The organism is Synechococcus sp. KORDI-49 (assembly GCF_000737575.1).
Lineage (GTDB): Bacteria > Cyanobacteriota > Cyanobacteriia > PCC-6307 > Cyanobiaceae > Parasynechococcus.
Genome location: NZ_CP006270.1, coordinates 2527623 through 2547315 on the forward strand (window position 1 = coordinate 2527623; position 19693 = coordinate 2547315).

Consider the following 19693-nt stretch of genomic DNA (forward strand, 5'->3'; position numbering starts at 1 on the left):
TGAAGGCTCGCATTCCCAGCGACCATGGAGAACGGCGGATCCGAGAGCACCATGCACGTGCTGGTCTGGGGCATCGTGCTTCTGGGAGGGATCGGAGTGTTCATCGTCTGGGGTCTGGCCAACGCCTATCCCACCGTCGCCTGAGACGAGGCGTACAGCAGGGTCCGGGCGCGATCGGCATCCCGGCCGATCTGGGCACTGAGGGCATCGAGCCCATCGAATTTCACCTGACCCCGCAGCCGCTCCACGGGCTCCACGAGCAGTTGCCTGCCCTCCAGTTCGATGCTGCGATCGAGCAGATGCACTTCCACCGCTGAGGGTGACGTGGGGTCGACGGTGGGCTGAGGCCCGAGGTTCATCACAGCGGCCAGCCGCTCCCCCTCGCCGTTCAGCTGGGCCCAGGCTGCGTAGACCCCCAGGGCAGGTAGGAACTTGCGGCCATCCACCTGCAGATTGGCGGTGGGCCAGCCCAGCTCACGGCCGAGACCGCGACCCCGCACCACCCGCCCCTGGAAGCGGTAGGGGCGCCCCAGCAGGCCCCGGGCGCTGTTGAGATCTCCGCTGTCAAGAGCCGCCCGGATTCTGCTGCTGCTCATGCGGCCGTTGCCGTCCTCCACGATCTCCACCACCTGCACGTGCACGCCGTGGGCGCCGGCCACCTGCTGCAGCAGCGCGGCATCACCGGCCCGGTTGTGACCGAAGCGGAAATTGGCTCCAACGGCGATCCGTTCGGCCTGCAGGGTGTCCAGAAGGACAGATTCCACAAAGGCTTCCGGACTGAGGGCTGCCAGCTCCGTCGTGAAGGGCACCAGCACCAGCTGCCGGATACCGAGCGGTTCCAGCAGGCTGAGTTTTTCGTTGGGCAGATCCAGTCGCAGCCTTGGTTCTCCATAGAGAACCTCGCGTGGGTGCGGCCAGAAGCTCACCACGCTGGGCACCGCCCGGGTGTCGGCGATGGCCTGACGGATCACCTGGCGATGGCCGACATGAAGGCCGTCGAAGCTGCCCAGTGCCAGGGCGGTTGGCCGTTGTGCCTCCTGGGGTGAGCAGAGGGGAATCAACGCGGGATGCGGGAGGAAGGCTTTGGTGGCAAGTTTGGACGACTGACGGGCTTGGCATGGCGGATCGCCTCGACTTCCAGCAGTTGTCCTTCGGACTGCGCCGCATGGGCTGGATCCGGTTCTGGATCCAGACGGTGCTCGGCATTGTGGTGGTCGGGGTGCTGCTGTTCAACAACGTGGGCAGCAGCCTGGCGCGCAATTCTGAACGTGCTCTCGGGCTCGGGCCTGGTCTTTCGCTCACCAGCCTGGCGTTTCTGGTGCTGTTGTTCAGTCTCTGGCAGGGCTGGCTGATCGTGCGCACCGGTCGCGCCATCGACAGCGCGGCCCGACCCAGTCGCGGTGAAACGGCTCGACTGCTCAAGCGAGGGCTGCTGGCGGACCTGCTCGGTCTCACCTTCGCGGCCATCGGTTATCAGGCTCTGGCCGGAAGTCTGTTCGTGCAGGCCTCGATGCAGACCCCCGGCATCGCCATCGGTGGTCGGGGGATGTCCGACAACCTGGCGATCACGTCGCTGGAGATGCTTTCCGTGCTCAGCAACACCCAGGTGCTCTTCGCACACCTGATCGGGCTGCTGTTCTCACTGTGGCTGCTGCAACGGATCTATCGCACCAGCTGACCGGCCAGACGCAGCTCCGGCAGACCGGACAGAGGACCACGCCAGAACAGATCCGGTTGAATCGGGGTGAGTGAGGGACTGTTGGCGTGGATCTGGGCCACATCGCTGGGCCAGTCCCGTGGACCTTCCCCCGCCGATTCGAGATCGTTCACCACCTCTCCGGCCAGCCAGTAGTAGGCACGGCCGCGGGGGTCGACGCGCGGGCTGAACTGTTCGTCGTAACGGCGGATCGACAGGCGGGTCCAGCGCAGTGGGCCCATGGCCTCCCGCTCACAGGGCGGAATGTTGAGGTTCAGCAACAGGTTCTCCGGCCACTGGTCCGCCAGGGCGTTTTCGGCCACGTCCACCGCCAGCTCTGCGGCGGCCTGAAACTGGCGCCACTGGAAGCAGGCGCTGCTGACAGCCAGGGAGGGAATCCCTTCGAGCGTGCCTTCCATGGCCGCGGCGACGGTTCCCGAGCAGAAGACGTCCGTGCCCAGATTGGGACCATGGTTGATGCCGGACAGCACGAGATCCGGCTTCTCCTTCACCAGCTCGAACAGGGCCAGTTTCATGCAGTCCGCTGGCGTGCCGCTGCAGGCCCAGGCGGTGACCCCCGGCACGAACAGCTCATCAGCTCGCTCCGCACGGATGGGGGACTGCAGGGTGAGACCGTGACCCGTGGCTGAGCGTTCCTGGTCAGGGCAGACCACGGTCACCGTGTGGCCGCGGGCCACGGCTGCCGAGGCGAGGGTACGGATGCCGTCTGCGAACACCCCGTCGTCGTTGCTGATCAGGATCCGCAGCGGGGTCATGGGAGCAGGATTCGGTGGGGGGAACCTAAGCGGCTTGGCTGCTTACAGTCAGCTGCCTTTGAATGCAGGCCGGTGAGTGCCCCCGTCACACTGCAGGACCTCACGGATCAGCTGGACGCTCTGGAGCAGCAGGCGGCCGCTGAGATTGCTGAGGCGCCGGATGCCGCTGCGCTCGAACAGCTGCGCGTGGGCCTGCTGGGCAAGAAGGGCCGTCTGTCCGGTGTGCTGGGGGCGATGGGCAAGCTTCCCGGCACGGAACGCCCTGTGGTGGGTCAGCGGGCGAATGTGCTCAAGACTCAGTTGCAGGCACTGCTGAGCGAGCGTCTTCAGGCGGTGAAGCAGGCGGCGATGGCGGAGCGGATCTCCCGGGAAAGCCTTGATGTCACCGCACCGCCCTCGGGAACGCCGATGGGTCATCGCCATCCCCTGATCAGCACCACCGAGGAGATCGTCGATCTGTTTCTCGGTCTCGGATACAACGTCACCGAAGGCCCTGAGGTGGAGCAGGACCACTACAACTTCACGGCCCTGAACATCCCCGAGGATCATCCGGCCCGGGACATGCAGGACACGTACTACCTGCAGAACGATCTGCTGCTGCGCACCCACACCTCACCGGTTCAGATCCGTTTTCTGGAGCAGACGCCGCCTCCGGTGCGCATCATTGCTCCGGGGCGTGTCTACCGCCGTGATGCTGCCGATGCCACCCATTCGGCGGTGTTCCATCAGGTGGAGGTGCTGGCCATCGATGAAGGCCTCGATTTCAGTCACCTGCGTGGCACGGTGATGGCTTTTCTCAAGGCGTTCTTCGGGGATGTTCCGGTGCGCTTCAGAGCCAGCTATTTCCCGTTCACCGAGCCCTCGGCCGAAGTGGATGTGCAGTGGCGTGGTCGCTGGCTTGAGGTGATGGGCTGCGGGATGGTGGATCCAGCCGTTCTGGAGGGTCTGGGGCTCGACCCGGAACGCTGGAGTGGCTTTGCGGCCGGTTTGGGAGTGGAGCGGTTCTGCATGGTGCGGCACGGCATCGATGACATTCGCCGCCTATACACCAGTGACCTTCGTTTTTTGGAACAGTTCTGACGCCAATCAGCTCGTCAAGCTTGCGTGTTGTTTCTTAATCTTGCGAACTGTTGTAACTGAGCTTTTCGAAGTTTGACTCGCTAAATCAGGGGGCGAGCAGGTCTCTCTCCGTTTTTCATGAAGCTGCGTCAAATCGCAATCAGCAGTGGTGTCGTCATCCTTGCTGCGATGACCACGTCGTGTTCGAGTTCGCTTAAGAGCCAGTCGTCGAAGGCTGAATTCGATCGGACGGCACTCCCGATCGCGGAGCCGAAGCCTGAAAAGGTCACCAAGCTGCTGCCTTCGGAGGTGCCGCTGCCACCCCAGTGGGAAGTGAAAGCACCCGCTGATGCACCCAATGTGGTGATCATCCTGCTGGACGACGTGGGCTATGCAGCACCGTCCGCATTCGGTGGCGTTGTGAACATGCCGACGGCTGAGAAGCTCGCCAAAAACGGACTGCGTTACAACAAGTTCCACACCACAGCGCTCTGTGCGCCGACGCGCGCGGCGCTGAAATCCGGCCGCAATCACCACAAGGTGAACACGGGTTCGATTCCGGAGATCGCCACGGGCTATGCGGGCAACTCGACGGTCGTCCCGGATTACGCCGTTCCGGTGGCAGAGATCCTGCGCCTCAATGGCTACAACACGGCCGCCTTCGGCAAATGGCATGAAACACCAGGTCGTGAGACCACGGCAGCCGGCCCTCAGACCCGTTGGCCAACGCGTCAGGGCTTTGAGAAGTTCTACGGCTTCGTCGGCGCCGAAGACAACATGTGGGAACCCACCATTCACGATGGTGTGACCGTTGTGGATGCTCCGAAGAAGGATCGCTATCACTTCACCGAAGACATGACCGATCAGGCGATCGGTTGGATGCGGCAGCAAAAAGCGATCAAGCCAGATAAGCCATTTTTCATCTATTACTCCTCAGCCGGTGCCCACTCTCCGCATCATGTGGGCAAGGAATGGATTGACAAATACAAAGGAAAGTTTGATGAGGGCTGGGATGTTCTCAGGGAGCGCAATCTTCAGAACCAGATCAAGGCAGGGATTGTTCCTGAAGGCACGAAGATGGCCCAGGCACCGGACAGTATCCCCAAATGGGATAGCCTCACGCCACAGCAGCAGAAAATCTATGCGCGCCAGGCCGAGGTTTTTGCTGCCTTCACGGAGCATTCTGATTACGAAGCTGGACGTTTGATCCAGGCGATTGAAGATCTCGGCGAGCTTGATAACACCTTGGTGATCTACATCACTGGTGACAATGGCGCCAGTGTTGAGGGGGATAGGACCGGTCAGTGGAATTGGAACCACTATCTCAATGGCATTGAAGAGACGCCTGACGAACAGGAGGCCAAGCTTGATGAGTGGGGCGGACCGACGACTTATCCCATGTATCACATGGGTTGGGCGATCGCCTTCAACTCACCCTTTGCGCTCTCCAAGCAGGTGGCTGGTGATTTCGGTGGAACACGCAATGGCACGGTGATTCATTGGCCGAAACGCATCAAAAAAGGTGGTGGTATTCGGACTCAGTTCTCGCACGTGAATGATGTGGCCCCCACGATCCTTGAGGCGTCTAATCTGCCGATGCCCAAAACAATCAACGGCATCCCGCAGATCCCTATGCAGGGAACCAGCCTGATGTATACCTTTGACAATCCGGATGCCAAGGAAAAGCACAACACGCAGTACTTCGAAATCATTGGCAACCGGGGCATCTATCACAACGGCTGGATGGCGCGGACCACAGTGATGTATCCCTGGATGGCGCCGGAACGAATGAATCCGGTTGCGGACGATTCTGGTTGGGAGCTGTACGACACCACTAAGGATTTCAGTCTCTCGACAGATCTTGCCGAGCAGGAGCCGGAACGCCTGAAGAAGATGAAGGAGAAGTTCCTGGAACAGGCGATTGAAAATCAGGTGTTGCCACTGGATGATCGACTTCTCGAGCGTCTGGTGCCGTCCGTTGCCGGACGGCCGACCCTGTTGGGTGATCGCACGTCCATGGATCTCTATCCCTATGCCTGGAACCTGGTCGAAGACTCGATCCTCAATGTGAAAAACGTGTCGAACAGTGTGACCGCTTTTGTTGATAAGAAAGGCGACGATGAGGACGGCGTGATCTTCTCCCAGGGTGGTCGCTTTGGTGGTTGGTCGCTTTACGTTGAAAACAACAAGCCCTCCTACACCTACAACTACTTAGGACAGCTGTTCACGTTCACGAGCGACAAGCCATTACCGACTGGTAAGTCCGAGATTCGTTTCGAGCTCGACTACGACGGCGGTGGTACTGGTAAGGGTGCTGATGTTCGGATGAAACTCAACGGCGATGTGGTCGCTGAGGGTCGCCTGGAGAAGACGATTGCATCGCGTTTCTCCATTGATGAGGGTGCTGATGTTGGACTTGACCGTGGCTCTGCGGTCACCGTCAAGACCATTGGTCCCCGGCGTTACAGCGCCTATGGCGGCCAGATTGACAAGGTGACGATTCAGATCTATCCCAAGGACACAGATCAGAAGAAAGGTTGAGCGTGTCGCCATCGATCAGCCGGGATGACATGGCCGTCATCCCGGCCGGCCAATATCAACTTGGTTCCACCGATTTCTATCCGGAGGAATCTCCGATCCGAAGGGTTACGTTGCCGTCCTTCCGGATCGACGTTGCTCCTGTGACCAACGCTCAATTTGAGCGTTTCGTTCATGCCACGGGATACGTCACGGTGTCGGAGCAACCCCCCGACCCCGTGCTGTATCCGAATCTGGCTCCGGAAGAGCAGATTCCCGAGTCAGCTGTGTTTCTTCCGCCTCCGGCCAGTGTGGATCGCAGCCAGCCTCTGGCTTGGTGGGCGTTGATCGCTGGTGCTGACTGGAGGCATCCCCGAGGTCCTGAGACGAACCTCGATGGATTGATGGAGCATCCGGTCGTTCACGTCGCTTATGACGATGCGATCGCCTACGCCCAATGGGCTGGTAAGCGGCTTCCGACCGCAGACGAATGGGAGGTGGCGGCGCGAGGTGGACTGGTGGCTCAGGATTATGCCTGGGGTGCTGAGATGACACCGGAGGGCCGCTGGCTGGCGAACGTCTGGCAGGGGCCGTTCCCCTGGGTCAACGAGCAGACGGATGGATGGTTCTGGACATCCCCGGTGGGTCATTTTCCAGCCAACGGCTATGGGCTGGTCGACGTCTGCGGCAATGTCTGGGAGTGGACGTCAACGGTGTACCCCGTTCCGGAGGAAGAGCAGAAACGGCGCGTGATCAAAGGAGGGTCCTTCCTCTGCGCTGAGAACTACTGCCATCGCTTCCGGCCTGCGGCCCTGATGGGCCAGACCCTCGACACGGCAACCTGTCACATGGGTTTCCGCTGTGCCGCTGACCTGGATTGATCCAGCAGCATCAACAGCCCCAGCACGAGATGCAGCAAGCCAGCGGGGCCAACCATGGGGCCCTGCGCTGCGCCGGTGAAGGCAAAGCCGATCAGAAACAGGGCGGCTGCGAGGTTGTAAAGCATCAACCCAAGCCTGGCTGTGGATGGTTTGGCTTCTGGGTCGCCAGCAGACCAGCAGGAGATGCCCAGGCTGATCAGCGCCGCGCCGAACAGCTGGGCCAGCTGATCACCACCATCAGCTAGCGGTGATCCGAACAGAAGAGCCATCACGACGCTTGGAACCAGCACCAGGGGGACACCGGTGCTGAGTTCCACCAGGCAGGAGATCCGGGTGGCATGGCGAGTGAGTTTCACCATGTTTTGAATCAATCGAAGAACAGTCTCAGACCCAGGTTTACACCGTGCTGAGTCACGTCGTAGTGGTCATCGGATCCGTGACCGGCGAAATCAAGTCCCCAATATTTGTATCCAAGTGACAACTGGGTTGAATTACCGAGCGTGTAGGCGATTCCTGCCTGTGCCGTCCCGGAGAGATCACGACGGCCGCTGACTCCGAAACCAGCAGCATCGAGGTACAGGAATGCCTGCCACTGATCACTGAAGGCATAGGTGGTCTGCATCCCGATCAGCGGACTCACCCAGGTGTTGGACCATGACTCATCCCAGTCCCTCTCAAACTTTGCCTTGGCCTCTTTGGGAATCAGCACGCCAGGGCGGTTGCTGGTGGATTTGTACTCGACGTCGTTCTCAAACTCCACATCAACATCCATGGTGGCGTCCACGATGCGGGCCCCGATCAGTCCGACGAATGAGACGTCGCCGGCTTCCATCCGAGGTTTGGCGATGGCGCCAGCGCGGAAACGCGCCGCCAGATCGACGACCGTCTGATTGAAGGTGGTATCGAGATCAATTTTTCCTTTGGCGGTGACCCGTCGGTCCTTCACGATTCCGGGAAGGTCATTGTCGACCTGATCACGCAAAGCGTTATCCCCGCTCCAGCTGCCGACCGTCTCGGAGATCCAGGAGGAACCATGATTCACATGAGCCTGGAATCCGTAGCGCCCGTACTCCACCCCAACACGCCCGGTGAAAGCACCTGTGATCGGGGTGAGAACATCTTCCAGGTTCTGGGTCTGGCTGTTGGTATTACCCATCACCCTGATTTCGGTTGTCGTCTCCAGGGGAAGAAAACCGTAAAGATCGATGTACGTCCGCCAGTTCTTTTCGTCGTCTTCAGTCTTTTCCGTGGGTTCATCCTCCGCTGCCTGCGTGATCAGCACCGTCTGGCTTTGCTCAGCCACAGATTCGCTCTGCTCTGCCAAAGCTGCTGATGAAAGCCCGAAGGATGCAAGCATCGAAATCGGAATGATCAGGGATCGGAACATCCGCATGAGACTCAGCGAGTTTGTAAAGCAATCGCCCTGACCATACGGGGTTTTCCGATTGCGGCACAGGTCAGAGGTCAATTGCTTGAAGCTGGCCAAGCGCCCTGAAGGCATTGTCAATGCTGGTCCAATAAGACACGCGCAATTCGTACCTTTTGCACACGGTTTTTCGGCATGCTGGGCACAACAAAAGTCCTTTCCTTGTGAAGCTTTCTACAGCTGCCGCTCTCCTGGCGCTTACCCTGGCTCCCTTCACTTCCGGACAGGCATCGGCAGAGAATGTTGATCGTTCGGCAGGATCGGACTTCGATCACACGCCTCTGACCTTTGATCAGGATCTGGCGCAGGCTGTGGATGCTTCGTCGGAGTCGACCATTGCCCAGGCTTCGGGGAGCTCGAAGACGTCCGGGGCTGCCGCTGCTGAGGCATCAGGCCCGAGCCAGGAAGCTCTGGCCAAAGCCGCCCAGAACCCGATCGCCAGCATGATCAGCATTCCGATCCAGTGGAATGCGACTCCGAATACCCAATGGGCTCCCAATGCCATTGATCCCGACGCCGATCACGACAAGGTTCTGAACGTTGTCAATGTCCAGCCGGTCTTCCCCTTCAAGCTGAGCGATGACTGGACGGTCGTCACCCGCACCATCGTTCCATTTCTGGGTGTTCCCTGGGCTGATCCGAAAATTGGTGTGACGGAGGCTGGTGATCCTTATCTCAAGCGCTGGGATCAGGAGCAGCGTGTTGGCATCGGTGATATCAACCCATCGGCCTTCTTTGTGCCGACCATGGAAGGTGATTTCACCTTCGGTTTCGGTCCCACCGTCGGGATCCCTGTTTCGGATGGTCCTCTCGGGTCGGGCAAGTGGACAGCCGGTCCTGCCGTTGTCGGTGTATACACCAAGGGGCCTTGGGTTGTCGGTGGATTGGTGAACAACATGTGGTCGTTCGCCGGTGATGAAGATCGGGCTGATGTGAACAAGATGCTGTTTCAGCCTTTCATCAACTACAACCTGCCGAAGGGCTGGTATTTCTCCTTTTCACCAATCATCACGGCTGACTGGGAAAACGAAGACAATGGCTGGACGGTGCCTGTCGGCGCCGGTGTGGGCCGCGTGTTCAAGGTTGGGAAGCAACCGATCAACATGTCACTCCATGGTTATTACAACGTCGTCAAGCCTGAGATTGGCGGCGAAGAACTTCTTGGCGATTGGACCATCCGAACCCAGATTCAGTTCCTGATTCCGGCTGGCTGATCGATCTCTGTTTGTTTCTGAGGGATCTTTGGTTGGCCATGATTCAGTCCCTCAGAGATGGCTTCGTGTTTCAAATTTGACTTGAAGCTGTACTGACCATTCTTTGTGTTTGTACAAATCGAGCATTCATTTCGGTCAAGGTCTCAATCGTGGCATTCATATGTATGGTTCGCGGGCGTATCAATGGGTGTTTTTTGTGAAATTGCAGGGTGTTCGCCGATCTCTGTTCGCAACGCTTCCCTTTGCCGCAACCCTGGGTCTTTTGACCGCAACCTTCGGATCACCATTCAATCCAGCGGCTGCAAAAACCCTCCCGCAGCCAGCTGGTCTCACTGAGTCCGGTCCCAAGGATTGTCCGTCTCCAGCTGTGGCTATGAACCACAACGAAGTAACTCCGGTCACCAAGGCCAACTATGCCGTGGCGGAAACGGAAGTGATCCTCGCGGACTATGTGCGCAAAATCGCCAAAGGCACCTGCGCGGATGGCATGGGTCTGTTCCTGCATCAGAAGGGTGCAATGGATCCGAAGGAACGCACTATTTTGCGACCGAATTTCGATACCCTCTATTCCTTTGCTGTTCTGGATCTCAATAGCCCCGCCACGGTCGTGCTCCCTGAGACCGACCGTTATCAGATCCTCGAAGTGGTGAACGAGGAACATTGGATTCCGCTGGAGACTGCGAATCCCGGTGGATATCAACTCACCAAAGAGTCGATGGGAAGTCGTTATGTGTTGGTCCTTGTGCGCACTCGGGTGAACATGCAGGATCCTGAAGATCTTAAAAAAGCTGGGATAGTCCAGGATCAGATTGGCTTGGAGCAAGCGGAGAAGGGCGAATTTGTTGCAAAAAACAAATACGACATGGATGAAATTCTGGCGATGCGTGCTGATTACAACAAACGCTTGCAGCCTGAGGGTGTGACCTCCGAGATGGCCTTTGGTAAGAAGGGAGAGATCAGCGAGGAGATGCGTAATTTTGGTGTTGCTGTTGGTTGGGGTGGGCTCACCAAGCAGGGAGCGGTGTATCCCATTCCCAAAGTTGTGGATTCCACTGATCCTCAAACCCTTACCTTGAAAGATGTTCCCAGCGACCCACGAGCTTTTTGGTCGGTCACTGTCTATGACAAGCAAGGGTTTTCAGTGGGTGAAAAGTACAATGTGAACAGCGCTTTCGCGAAGAAAAATGAAAAAGGTGAGTATGTAATTCATTTTGGAGGTGATAAGAGTAAGGACAACTATCTTGATATCTACCCTGGCTGGAATGTTGTGCTGCGAATTTACTCTCCAACCGAGGCTTATTTCAATGGCAGCTGGATCCCTCCGCAGTTTCAACCCGCGCAGTGATTCCTTGATCAGGTCAGCCCAAGGTCGACCTTTTTGAATTGTTCGGCATCTTCATTCTCCTTCAAACATGAATCGTTTCTCTCCTCGTTTTGTTTCTCTGATGGCGGCGGGTTTTGGTCTGGCAGTCATGTCTGCCGCAGACCTCTCCCTGCCGTTCATGCCATCGGTTCGTGCCCAGCAATGTCCAAAGCCTGCTTTGGTGATGGCCAGTGACGCACCTGCTCCGGTGACGAAGCTGAATTTTGCAGATGCTGAAACGCAGACGGTGTTCACCAAATACCTCGCCAAAGTTGCTGCAGCGACTTGCAGCAGTGGGCTGGGCGTGATCGCCCATGAAACCCAGCCTGCCGATCCAAAAGATCGTACGGTGATCCGAATCAACTTTGATACGCTCTATTCTTGGTTGATTCTCGATCTGACAAGTCCGGCAACATTCACTCTGCCGGAGACGGGGGGTCGTTACCAGAGCGCCATGGTTGTGAATGCACAGGGTTACACCTATGTGAACAAAAATCCTGGTGCCTACACCCTCACGCAGGACGATGTGGGCAGTCGCTACGCCACGGTGGCTTTTCGCACGGGCGTGAATATTCAGGATCCTGCTGATGTGGCCAAGGCGCAGGCCCTGCAGGCGAAGTTATCGGTGCAGCAGGCGGATTCTGGTGAAATGGCCTTCCCTCACCCATGGAACCAGGAGCAGATGCTTGCCCTGCGAGCGGACTACAACAACGAACGTAATGAGAAAGGTGTGAAGTCGGAAGACCTGTTCGGCCGTAAGGGAGAAATCACCCCGGAGCAGAACAACATGGGTGTAGCTGTGGGGATCGGCGGATTGCCAAAGGAAGGGGCTGTTTATCTGTTCTACACACCATCATCATCTGAACCTCAATCGTTGACACTCAAAGATGTTCCGAATGGCGACAATGCTTTTTGGTCGCTCACGGTGTACGACAAAGATGGATTCCCGGTTGGAGAGAATTTCAATGTGAACAGTGCATTTGCCAAGGCCAACGCCCAGGGTGAAGTGACGCTTAATTTTGGTGGTGATAAGACGCAACCCAACTATTTGGAGATTTACCCGGGCTGGAATGCAACCTTCAGGATTTACAACCCGAAGCCTGCCTATTTTGATGGCAGCTGGGTGCGCCCCGAGTTGCAACCTGCGAAGGATTGAATCATCTCTGATGTGCTGGGAGCACTTTGAACGCACATAGGCCTCTGCGCCCAGCACAACGCAGATCAACGGATTGTTTTAATTTTTTGAAATGCGTACAAATTGGACCATCCGCGTTGCCTTCTTGACTGTCAGCTCGCGGCCGTATCTCTAATTTGCAATGGAATGAATCCTTTCTTCGGATGACCAAGACGCGTCGGTTCGGTCCGGTCTTCAAAGGACTCTCCACTGTCACGCTTGCAGCGATGCTTGCCGTTGGCTGTTCGAGCAAGCCTGATGCCGGAACGCAGGCCATGAACAAGGGCAGTGGTGATGTGCCTGAGGGGTACACCACGGCCATTCCGGACGAGCTGATGACGCCGGATTCGGTGGAGACCAGTGCCGGCACGTTCAACTTCTTTGACGGCATGCCCGATGCGGCCACCGCCGAGGCCAGTTTTGACAACCTCAAGTTCATCCGGGCTTATGAGACGTTCCTCACGATGATGCCTGCGGCCAGCATCGAGATGTTGCGGGCTGGACATGCCTCTCAGGGAGTGACGGATCACACCAAGGTCATGTTGATGGCCCCGCTGAATTCCAACCCCCTCTTTCTCACGGGGAACACCGATACGGTGTACGGCTCCACCTTCTTCAATCTGGAAGAGACCGGACCGATGGTGATCGAGATTCCGGCAGGTCTTGGCCCTGGCACCATCAATGATGCATTTTTCCGCTTTGTGGCCGATACCGGAGCTCCCGGGCCGGACAAGGGCAAAGGTGGCAAGTATCTGATCCTCGGTCCTGATGATAAGGAGCCTGAGAACACCGATGGCTATTTCGTTTTCCGCTCTCCCAGTTACTCCAACTGGTTGATTTTAAGAGCCTTCCTCGATGATGAGGGTAAGCCGGATCAGGCTGTTGCGAACTATAAGAAAGGCCTCAGGCTCTACCCACTTTCCATGAAAGACAACCCTCCTGAAATGACTTTTATTCAGGGAGGTGAGGGTGTATTTAACACGGTTCATGCGAATAATTTCCACTTCTTTGAAGAGCTGGATACGGTTATTCAGCGGGAGCCGATCAATCTGCTTGATCCTGAATTAAGAGGTCTGGCATCATCGATTGGTCTGGCAAAAGGCAAGCCTTTTGCACCCAGCCCGCAGGAAAAAGAACTCCTGGAGGAGGCGGTGCAGGTGGGTGTGGCTTATGTGCGTGCTGATATGGGCAAACCTCGCAACCCCGACGTTTATTTCTACGAAGGTAAGCAATGGTTTACACCGTTTGGTGGTGGAAGCCACGAATGGCTGATTGATGGTGGTAAAGGAGGTCGGAATCTCGATGCTCGCAATAACTTCTTCTGGGGTTACACCGTCAATACGCCGGCGATGGTGCTGAAGATGGTGGGCGTTGGCTCCCAGTACGGGGTGGTGGCTACAGATTCCACTGGCGCCTATCTCGATGGCAGCAAGACCTACAAATTCACGGTTGAGGCCGATGTTCCGGCGAAGGATTTCTGGTCGATGGTTGCTTATGACCCTCAGACCCGTTCTGAGCTGCAGACCGATCAGCTTCTTCCCAGCAAGAACAGCAAGCGCAATCAAGACATGGTTGTGAATGCTGACGGAACCACTGATCTCTATTTCGGCCCCACAGCACCGAAAGGCATGGAAGCGAATTGGATTCAAACGGTTCCTGGAAAGGGCTGGTTCGCTGTCTTCCGTCTCTATGGCCCGCTTCAACCCTGGTTCGACAAAACCTGGCAGCTCAACGACATCGAGCAGGTCAAGTGAGCCCTGTCATGCCTGAAACCTCTCCCACCTTTCGCTCTCCCATGAAACGCTTCACCCGCCTTCAGCTTGTTCTCGCTTCCGCTCTGCTCGTAGTCGGAAGTGGAGTTGTTCTCAAAGCCGACAACCACATCCCCAAGGGGTACAACACGCCAATCCCTGTTGATGTGTTGACGCCCGATTCGGTTCAAACCCGAATCGGCACGTTCAATTATTTCGATGGTTTCCCCGATGACGAAACCATGCTCAAGGCCCGCCGTCAGGTGGATCTCGGCCGTGGCGTTCAGACATTCCTGAACTTCATGCCGGCTGCCTCGCTGGAGATGCTGTACGTGGGCCATCGCGATGGTTACGGCATGAAGCCGAACCAGGACATCGGCATCTTTGACGATCTGATGAGCTCCAAGTCGCTCTGGCTTACCGGCAACACGGACACCGTGTATGCCTCGGCATTCATGGATCTCAGCGATGGGCCCATGGTGGTGGAAGTTCCTGCCGGTACAGGGCCTGGAACAGTGAATGATGCCTTCTTCCGCTTTGTGGTGGACATGGGTGGTCCTGGACCGGACAAAGGCAAAGGTGGCAAATATCTGATTCTTGGCCCCGGTCAGGAGGCTCCTGCGAGCACGGAAGGCTATTTCGTGGCCAAGACCCCGAGCAAGATCAACTGGCTGATCCTTCGCGGTTTCCTGGATCAGGAAGGCAAAACAGATACGGCCAAGAACGCGTTCAAAAACAGCCTCAAGGTTTATCCCTACGCCAAGAAGGACAACCCTCCGGCCAATACCTTCAAAAACCTCACTGACTGGTCGGTGAACACGATTCACGCCAACAACTTCAAGTTCTATGAGGAACTGGATGAAGTGATTCAACGGGAGCCCACTGAGATGTTCTCCCCGGAATTGCTCGGCATGGCATCCGCGATTGGGATTCAAAAGGGCAAGCCTTTCCAACCCTCTGAGGAGCAGAAGAAACTTCTCACCGAAGCGGTGCAGATCGGCAATGCTGCTGCCCGATCGATTCTGTTTGCACCAGTGGATCCCCGTTACTACCTCTATCCCGAAAAAGCGGGTTATTGGCAAACCGGATTCCCTGGCGGTAGCCACGAATGGCTCGTGAATGGTGGCAATGGTGGCCGTGACATGGACGGCCGCACCCTGTTCTTCTATCTGGCCACGGTGAACACGCCGGCGATGGCTTTGGAGCTCCCTGGAGTGGGCTCCCAGTACGCCTTCTCCTCCCGGGATGGCGACGGTGAGTATCTGGATGGCTCCAAAACCTACAAACTCACCATTCCTGCCAATGCACCAGCGAAGGATTTCTTCTCCTTTGTTGTGTACGACCCACAGACGCGTTCCATGCTTCAGAGCGAGGAGATGCCTTACCCGAGCAAGAACAACAAGCGCAACAAGGACATGGTGAAGAATGCTGATGGCAGCATTGATCTTTACTTTGGCCCCGAAGCACCAGCTGGTCAGGAGCAGAACTGGATCAAGACCGTGTCCGGCAAAGGCTGGTTCGGCATCTTCCGCCTGTATGGGCCTTTGGATCCCTGGTTCAAGCGCACCTGGAAGCTCGGATCGATCGAAAAGGTCTGATCAATCCGTGTAACCCATCCGGGTGGCTGATGTTGCCCGGATGACGTCTTCTGTTCACTCCAGACGTACCATTTTTCTCTCTAATCGTGGCATTCAATCGCTCTGTTGATGTTGTTGTGATCGGCGGTGGTTTCGCCGGGATCACGGCTGCTCGGGATCTTCAAAAGCGCGGACTCACCACCCTTGTTCTGGAAGCTCGCGATCGCCTCGGCGGTCGGACCTGGCACAAGGAGGTGAATGGTTTTGCGGTGGAACTCGGTGGAACCTGGATTCATTGGACCCAGCCATTCGTCTGGGCGGAAAAAGAACGCTATGGCCTTGAAATTCAGGAAACCCCCGGCTGTGCTGCAGAGCGGATTGCGATCAAGACCGGCGATCAGGTGCATGACCTGCGTGAAGACCAGCTGGCTGAATTTGTTGATGGATTTCATCAGTTTTTTGCAGCATCCAAGGCGGTGTGGGAGCTCCCTTACGACTCCCGTCACACGCGTGAGGCGATTGTCGAATGTGATGCTCAGACGGTGGCTGATCGGATGAATGCTCTGGAGCTCACTCCCCTGCAGCGGACTGCTGTCGGGGGCATGCTCGAGATTCTTTCGATGAATCAACCTGAGAATGCTTCCTATGTGGAGATGATGCGTTGCTGGTCGCTGACTGGCTGGAATTACGAACTGTTCAACGACACTGCTGCCCGTTACAAGTTCACGAACGGGACTGGCGCTCTCGTTTCTGCGATTGCAGAAGATGGTGCTTTTGAAGTGGCGCTGAACACGTCTGTGTCCTCTGTTCAGCACTCAGCGACCGGTGTGTCCGTGACAACCGTGAACGGTGAGGTTGTGACTGCCAAGCGTGCTGTCGTGACTGTGCCGCTCAATGTGTTGAACAGTGTTTCGTTTGATCCGCCGCTCTCGACGGTGAAGCAAGAGGCTTCGCAGCTGAAGCATGTCGGGGGCGGATACAAGGTGTTTTTCGAGGTGGAGGGTGACCCCGGAGCGGTGATGACCCTGTCCCGATCCACCGATTCACCCCTGATCGGCAGCTTCACCTACAAGCGCGGCGAGCAGCATTCGGTGTTGGCCGGATTCAGTCTCGAGCCCGGTGCCCTGGAGAAGCCGCTCTCTGAGTGGCAGACCGTTCTCGAGGAATTCATGCCTGGGGTCCGTCTGTTGTCCACGTTTGGTCACGACTGGGGTGATGACGCCCTTTCCAATGGCAGCTGGTGCACCTACCGACCCGGTTGCTTCGGACGCTTCGCCGATGAGCTTCCGCGTCACGAAGGTCATCTGTACTTCGCCTCCGGTGACACCACCGAGGGGTGGCGGGGCTTCATTGAAGGTGCGATCAGCAGTGGATCGAAGGCCGCTGTGGCTGTTGCTCACAGTTTGGCCTCCTGATCGGATCACTCGAACAGGATGCGAAGTCCGACGTTCAGGCCGTGCTGTTTGGCGTCGTATCCGTTGTCGCTGCCATCAGCGAGGTAATTGAGCCCGAAATATTTGTAGGAGAGAGATAACTGAGTTGAATTCCCGATTGTGTAGGCGATACCGGCCTGGGCGATTCCGCTGAGGTCCTCTCGTCCGGAGAGACCGAATCCAGCCGCGTCCAGGTAGAGGAAGGCCTGCCAGTCGTCACTCAACGTGTAGTTGGCATGCATGCCGATCAACGGCTGCACCCAGGTGTGCGACCAGGCTGAATCGAAGCTCTGCGTCTTGGACCGCTCGGACTCCAGAATCGGCCCCTCATAGCTGGATGCGAGTTTCACATCCACATCACCACTGATGGTGCCTCCCACAATCCGCGCACCGGCGAAACCGACAAATGTCGCCTCACCAGGTTCCATGCGGGGCCGTTGCACAGCTCCGGCTCTGTAGCGGAGAGCCACGTCGACCATCGCCTGCTCCAGTTGAAAGTCGCCATCGAGATCCCCGCGAAGGGTGAGCCGTCGGTTCACCTCATCTCCGGTGAGACGACGGTTGCGGGAGCGATCCAGGGACGTCCACGATGAGCCACCGAAATCACCCGCAAACCGGCTGTAATTCAGAGCCGTCTGCAGTCCCCAGCGTCCTTTCTCGAGTCCCGCTCGAACGGTCATCAGGCCCGTCAGATGATCGAGAACATCGCGAAGGTCCCAGGAGAGGGTGTCGCTGTTTCCATTCAGGGTCACATCGGTGTCTGCCGACAGCGGTGCGAAGCCGTAAAGATCCAGGTTGAGTCGCCAATTGTTGTCTTCTTCCGCATCCGTCGTGTCTGTCGGAACTGCATCTTGCTGAGCAACACGCAGAGGTGGAGCAGGGGCTGCGAAACTTGCCGGACTGGCAAAACTCGCCAGTCCGATGATGATTGGAGCGATGAAATGATGTCGAATCATTTGATCAACAGCGGTGGCTTCTGGTTGATGTTGAGACAGCCTCAACTTTGCTTGCGCACAGGACCCATCAGCGGGTTTTGAACTGGTCCGGCAACGCCATAGGTCACAACAAATCCCTGTCCCCCTCCAAATGTGGAGGTGCGGCCCCTGTAGGTTGGGTTGATGACGACTTCACCATCAAACCAGTTGTTGGCGCTCCAGAGGTTTCCAGCATCATCAACGATCACATCGGTTGTCATTTGAATGACGCCGCTTTGGTAGTTGTGAATCACATCCCCAGTGGTTTTTCCGGCGGGGCAATTGGCGGGATTGACGCCGCAGATGTGAGTCAAGCTTTGGCCATAGAGATTGCCGACCCAGACGTTGTCATTGCCGTCGATTGACACACCCCAGGGGATATAAGCGGTGCCTTTGGCGATGTCTGGCTTGACGACTTCCATGTCGGGTGAGATCAAGCCAACCATGCCAGTCTGTGTGATGGTGGGGTTGGTCAAAAGGTATTCAGCACCGGCTTCAAACTCCTCCATGATGGTTTTGGGTTGTGGCGCATTGGCGGGGATGTTGGGCGGCATTTTCGCGCCTGGAGGTAGTGCTCCCTGAGGGGAATTGGATTGCTGGGCAATCCATATGTGCCCTGTTGAGTCAACAGCGATTCCACGTCCCCCAAGGTTCACTTCAATCGTTTTGGCTTGATCAGGAGCATCTCCTGGAAATACGGTGAGTTTGTTGTTGTAACTGCTGCTCACCCACACTCTGTTCTGCGCGTCAACAGCGACACCGAAGGGAGCTTGAAGTCCATCAATGGTGTGGCGCTTCCCCTTGGTGTAATCACCACCGGGGAAATGAATCATGTGGTTGGCCGTGTTATCAGCAATCCACACATCTCCATTGGCGGCTGTGGCGACGCCCTGAAGCTGACCAACTTCCCCATCAATCGTGGCTGGCCCCAGGGCTTTGCCGTCTTTGAGGTCGAACACCCCGACCATGTTGTTGAACGCACCAACCCAGGCATATTTTTCTGAGACGCCGGTCCCCCAGCCCACACCATTAATCCCTTGGCCGTTGTAACCGCTAATCGCTGGTGAGAGCGGTGTGCCACCTGGGCCAAAGTGGGTGACGCCTCCGCCGATGTTGTTGACCACGCCGGATTGAGAGCCCGGCATCCAGTTGGTTCCACTCCACATGCTTCCTTTTCCGTCAAACATCAATTTCCCGAGTCCCAAAGCACCGCCACCGTTGAAAACCAGGGACAGTGAAAAGCTTTTGGGTTCGAACAGCAGGTAGGGCAGGGTTGCCGTGGAGCGCAGCTCGGTGGTCTTGTCGATCGGATAGCTCTGGTCGAAGAGCTTGTAGAGCTGACTGACGTTCTTCCAGGGCTGACGCGCAATGGAGGTGAGCGCTGAGAGGGTGTTCTCGCTGCCCGTCAGGCTGAGCAGTTCATCGCAGGCTTGCGTGTTCTCGGCCCCTGCACAGAGGCCCAGCAGGTTGGAGAGCACGTTCATGCGAACCGTGGTCTCGGAATTGAGCAGGTTCGAACTGCGCAGCAGCGTCTCTCCGTAGCTGCCGTTGCTGGGATTCACCAGATTGCGAACCTGGCCGGAACCGATCGCCAGAGCACTGGCACTGCCTGTGAGCGCGTCGCCTTCAAGCAGCTGGGCATTGGGCCAGATCGATCCCACCGTGGTCAGCTCGTTCACCACGACCGATTCCGCCACCTCGTCGTCCAGCACACTGAGCATCGACAGCCGTTTCGCGTCCTCACCGTTCACACGGCCGCCTGTCGCCACCAGGTAATGGACGGCGCCTTCCTCCGGGCTTATGGAGATCGAGAAGGCACCGTCCTTGCCAGAACTGAGCGTCTTCAGTTGCT

16 protein-coding genes are annotated in these 19693 nt (G+C 57.3%); 10 read left to right on the forward strand and 6 right to left on the reverse strand.

What is annotated here, in order from left to right; translation table 11 throughout:
- Positions 1–125: 125 nt before the first annotated feature.
- The gene (locus tag KR49_RS12765; protein WP_043696218.1) at positions 126–1061 is read right to left on the reverse strand and encodes a bifunctional riboflavin kinase/FAD synthetase; all 936 of its coding nucleotides are present in this window, start codon (positions 1059–1061) and stop codon (positions 126–128) included.
- A gap of 56 nt (positions 1062–1117) precedes the next feature.
- Here KR49_RS12765 and KR49_RS12770 point away from each other — a divergent pair, with 56 nt between their 5' ends.
- Positions 1118–1678 carry a DUF3611 family protein gene (locus tag KR49_RS12770; protein ID WP_043696222.1) on the forward strand — a complete coding sequence of 187 codons (561 nt, stop codon included), beginning with the start codon at positions 1118–1120 and terminating at the stop codon, positions 1676–1678.
- Here the strand turns inward: KR49_RS12770 and surE are convergent.
- A complete protein-coding gene (gene surE / locus KR49_RS12775) occupies positions 1663–2472 on the reverse strand; it encodes a 5'/3'-nucleotidase SurE (RefSeq protein ID WP_043696227.1) in 810 nt (269 codons plus the stop codon). The genes KR49_RS12770 and surE overlap by 16 nt on opposite strands.
- 72 nt (positions 2473–2544) lie before the next feature.
- Here surE and pheS point away from each other — a divergent pair, with 72 nt between their 5' ends.
- The 3 genes from pheS (at position 2545) to KR49_RS12790 (ending at position 6929) form a co-directional block, all read left to right on the forward strand.
- Positions 2545–3552: a phenylalanine--tRNA ligase subunit alpha gene (gene pheS, locus KR49_RS12780; RefSeq protein ID WP_043696230.1), complete on the forward strand. Its 1008-nt coding sequence runs from the start codon at positions 2545–2547 to the stop codon at positions 3550–3552.
- Positions 3553–3669: 117 nt separating this feature from the next.
- Entirely contained in the window at positions 3670–6072 is a 2403-nt protein-coding gene (locus tag KR49_RS12785; RefSeq protein WP_173402155.1) for an arylsulfatase, read from the forward strand.
- A gap of 2 nt (positions 6073–6074) precedes the next feature.
- Complete coding sequence (locus KR49_RS12790) at positions 6075–6929, forward strand: formylglycine-generating enzyme family protein (protein WP_371257633.1); 855 nt, start codon at positions 6075–6077, stop codon at positions 6927–6929.
- On the opposite strand, the gene KR49_RS12795 is transcribed toward KR49_RS12790, so the two are convergent.
- Positions 6893–7288 carry a hypothetical protein gene (locus tag KR49_RS12795; RefSeq protein WP_043696234.1) on the reverse strand — a complete coding sequence of 132 codons (396 nt, stop codon included), beginning with the start codon at positions 7286–7288 and terminating at the stop codon, positions 6893–6895. The two genes, KR49_RS12790 and KR49_RS12795, sit on opposite strands and share 37 nt — an antisense overlap.
- Before the next feature lie 8 nt (positions 7289–7296).
- A complete protein-coding gene (locus KR49_RS12800) occupies positions 7297–8211 on the reverse strand; it encodes a hypothetical protein (protein ID WP_253912773.1) in 915 nt (304 codons plus the stop codon).
- Positions 8212–8519: 308 nt separating this feature from the next.
- On the opposite strand from KR49_RS12800, the gene KR49_RS12805 reads away from it, so the two are divergent.
- The 6 genes from KR49_RS12805 to KR49_RS12830 all read left to right on the forward strand — a co-directional run bounded on the left by KR49_RS12805 (position 8520) and on the right by KR49_RS12830 (position 16849).
- The gene (locus tag KR49_RS12805) at positions 8520–9569 is read left to right on the forward strand and encodes a hypothetical protein (protein ID WP_043696240.1); all 1050 of its coding nucleotides are present in this window, start codon (positions 8520–8522) and stop codon (positions 9567–9569) included.
- A gap of 109 nt (positions 9570–9678) precedes the next feature.
- On the forward strand, positions 9679–10914 hold the full coding sequence (locus tag KR49_RS12810; protein ID WP_253912774.1) for a DUF1254 domain-containing protein: 1236 nt from the start codon (positions 9679–9681) through the stop codon (positions 10912–10914).
- A gap of 127 nt (positions 10915–11041) precedes the next feature.
- Positions 11042–12088 (forward strand): DUF1254 domain-containing protein, encoded by a 1047-nt coding sequence (locus KR49_RS12815; protein ID WP_052378338.1) that lies wholly within the window; start codon positions 11042–11044, stop codon positions 12086–12088.
- A 182-nt stretch (positions 12089–12270) separates the two neighbouring features.
- Entirely contained in the window at positions 12271–13860 is a 1590-nt protein-coding gene (locus tag KR49_RS12820; RefSeq protein ID WP_084188057.1) for a DUF1254 domain-containing protein, read from the forward strand.
- A 41-nt stretch (positions 13861–13901) separates the two neighbouring features.
- The gene (locus KR49_RS12825; protein WP_043696243.1) at positions 13902–15455 is read left to right on the forward strand and encodes a DUF1254 domain-containing protein; all 1554 of its coding nucleotides are present in this window, start codon (positions 13902–13904) and stop codon (positions 15453–15455) included.
- Between the two features lie 116 nt (positions 15456–15571).
- A complete protein-coding gene (locus KR49_RS12830; RefSeq protein ID WP_253912881.1) occupies positions 15572–16849 on the forward strand; it encodes an NAD(P)/FAD-dependent oxidoreductase in 1278 nt (425 codons plus the stop codon).
- Between the two features lie 5 nt (positions 16850–16854).
- On the opposite strand, the gene KR49_RS12835 is transcribed toward KR49_RS12830, so the two are convergent.
- Both KR49_RS12835 and KR49_RS12840 read right to left on the reverse strand, forming a co-directional pair.
- The gene (locus KR49_RS12835; protein WP_052378268.1) at positions 16855–17823 is read right to left on the reverse strand and encodes a hypothetical protein; all 969 of its coding nucleotides are present in this window, start codon (positions 17821–17823) and stop codon (positions 16855–16857) included.
- Between the two features lie 41 nt (positions 17824–17864).
- Positions 17865–19562 (reverse strand): hypothetical protein, encoded by a 1698-nt coding sequence (locus KR49_RS12840; RefSeq protein ID WP_371257634.1) that lies wholly within the window; start codon positions 19560–19562, stop codon positions 17865–17867.
- Positions 19563–19693 lie beyond the last annotated feature (131 nt).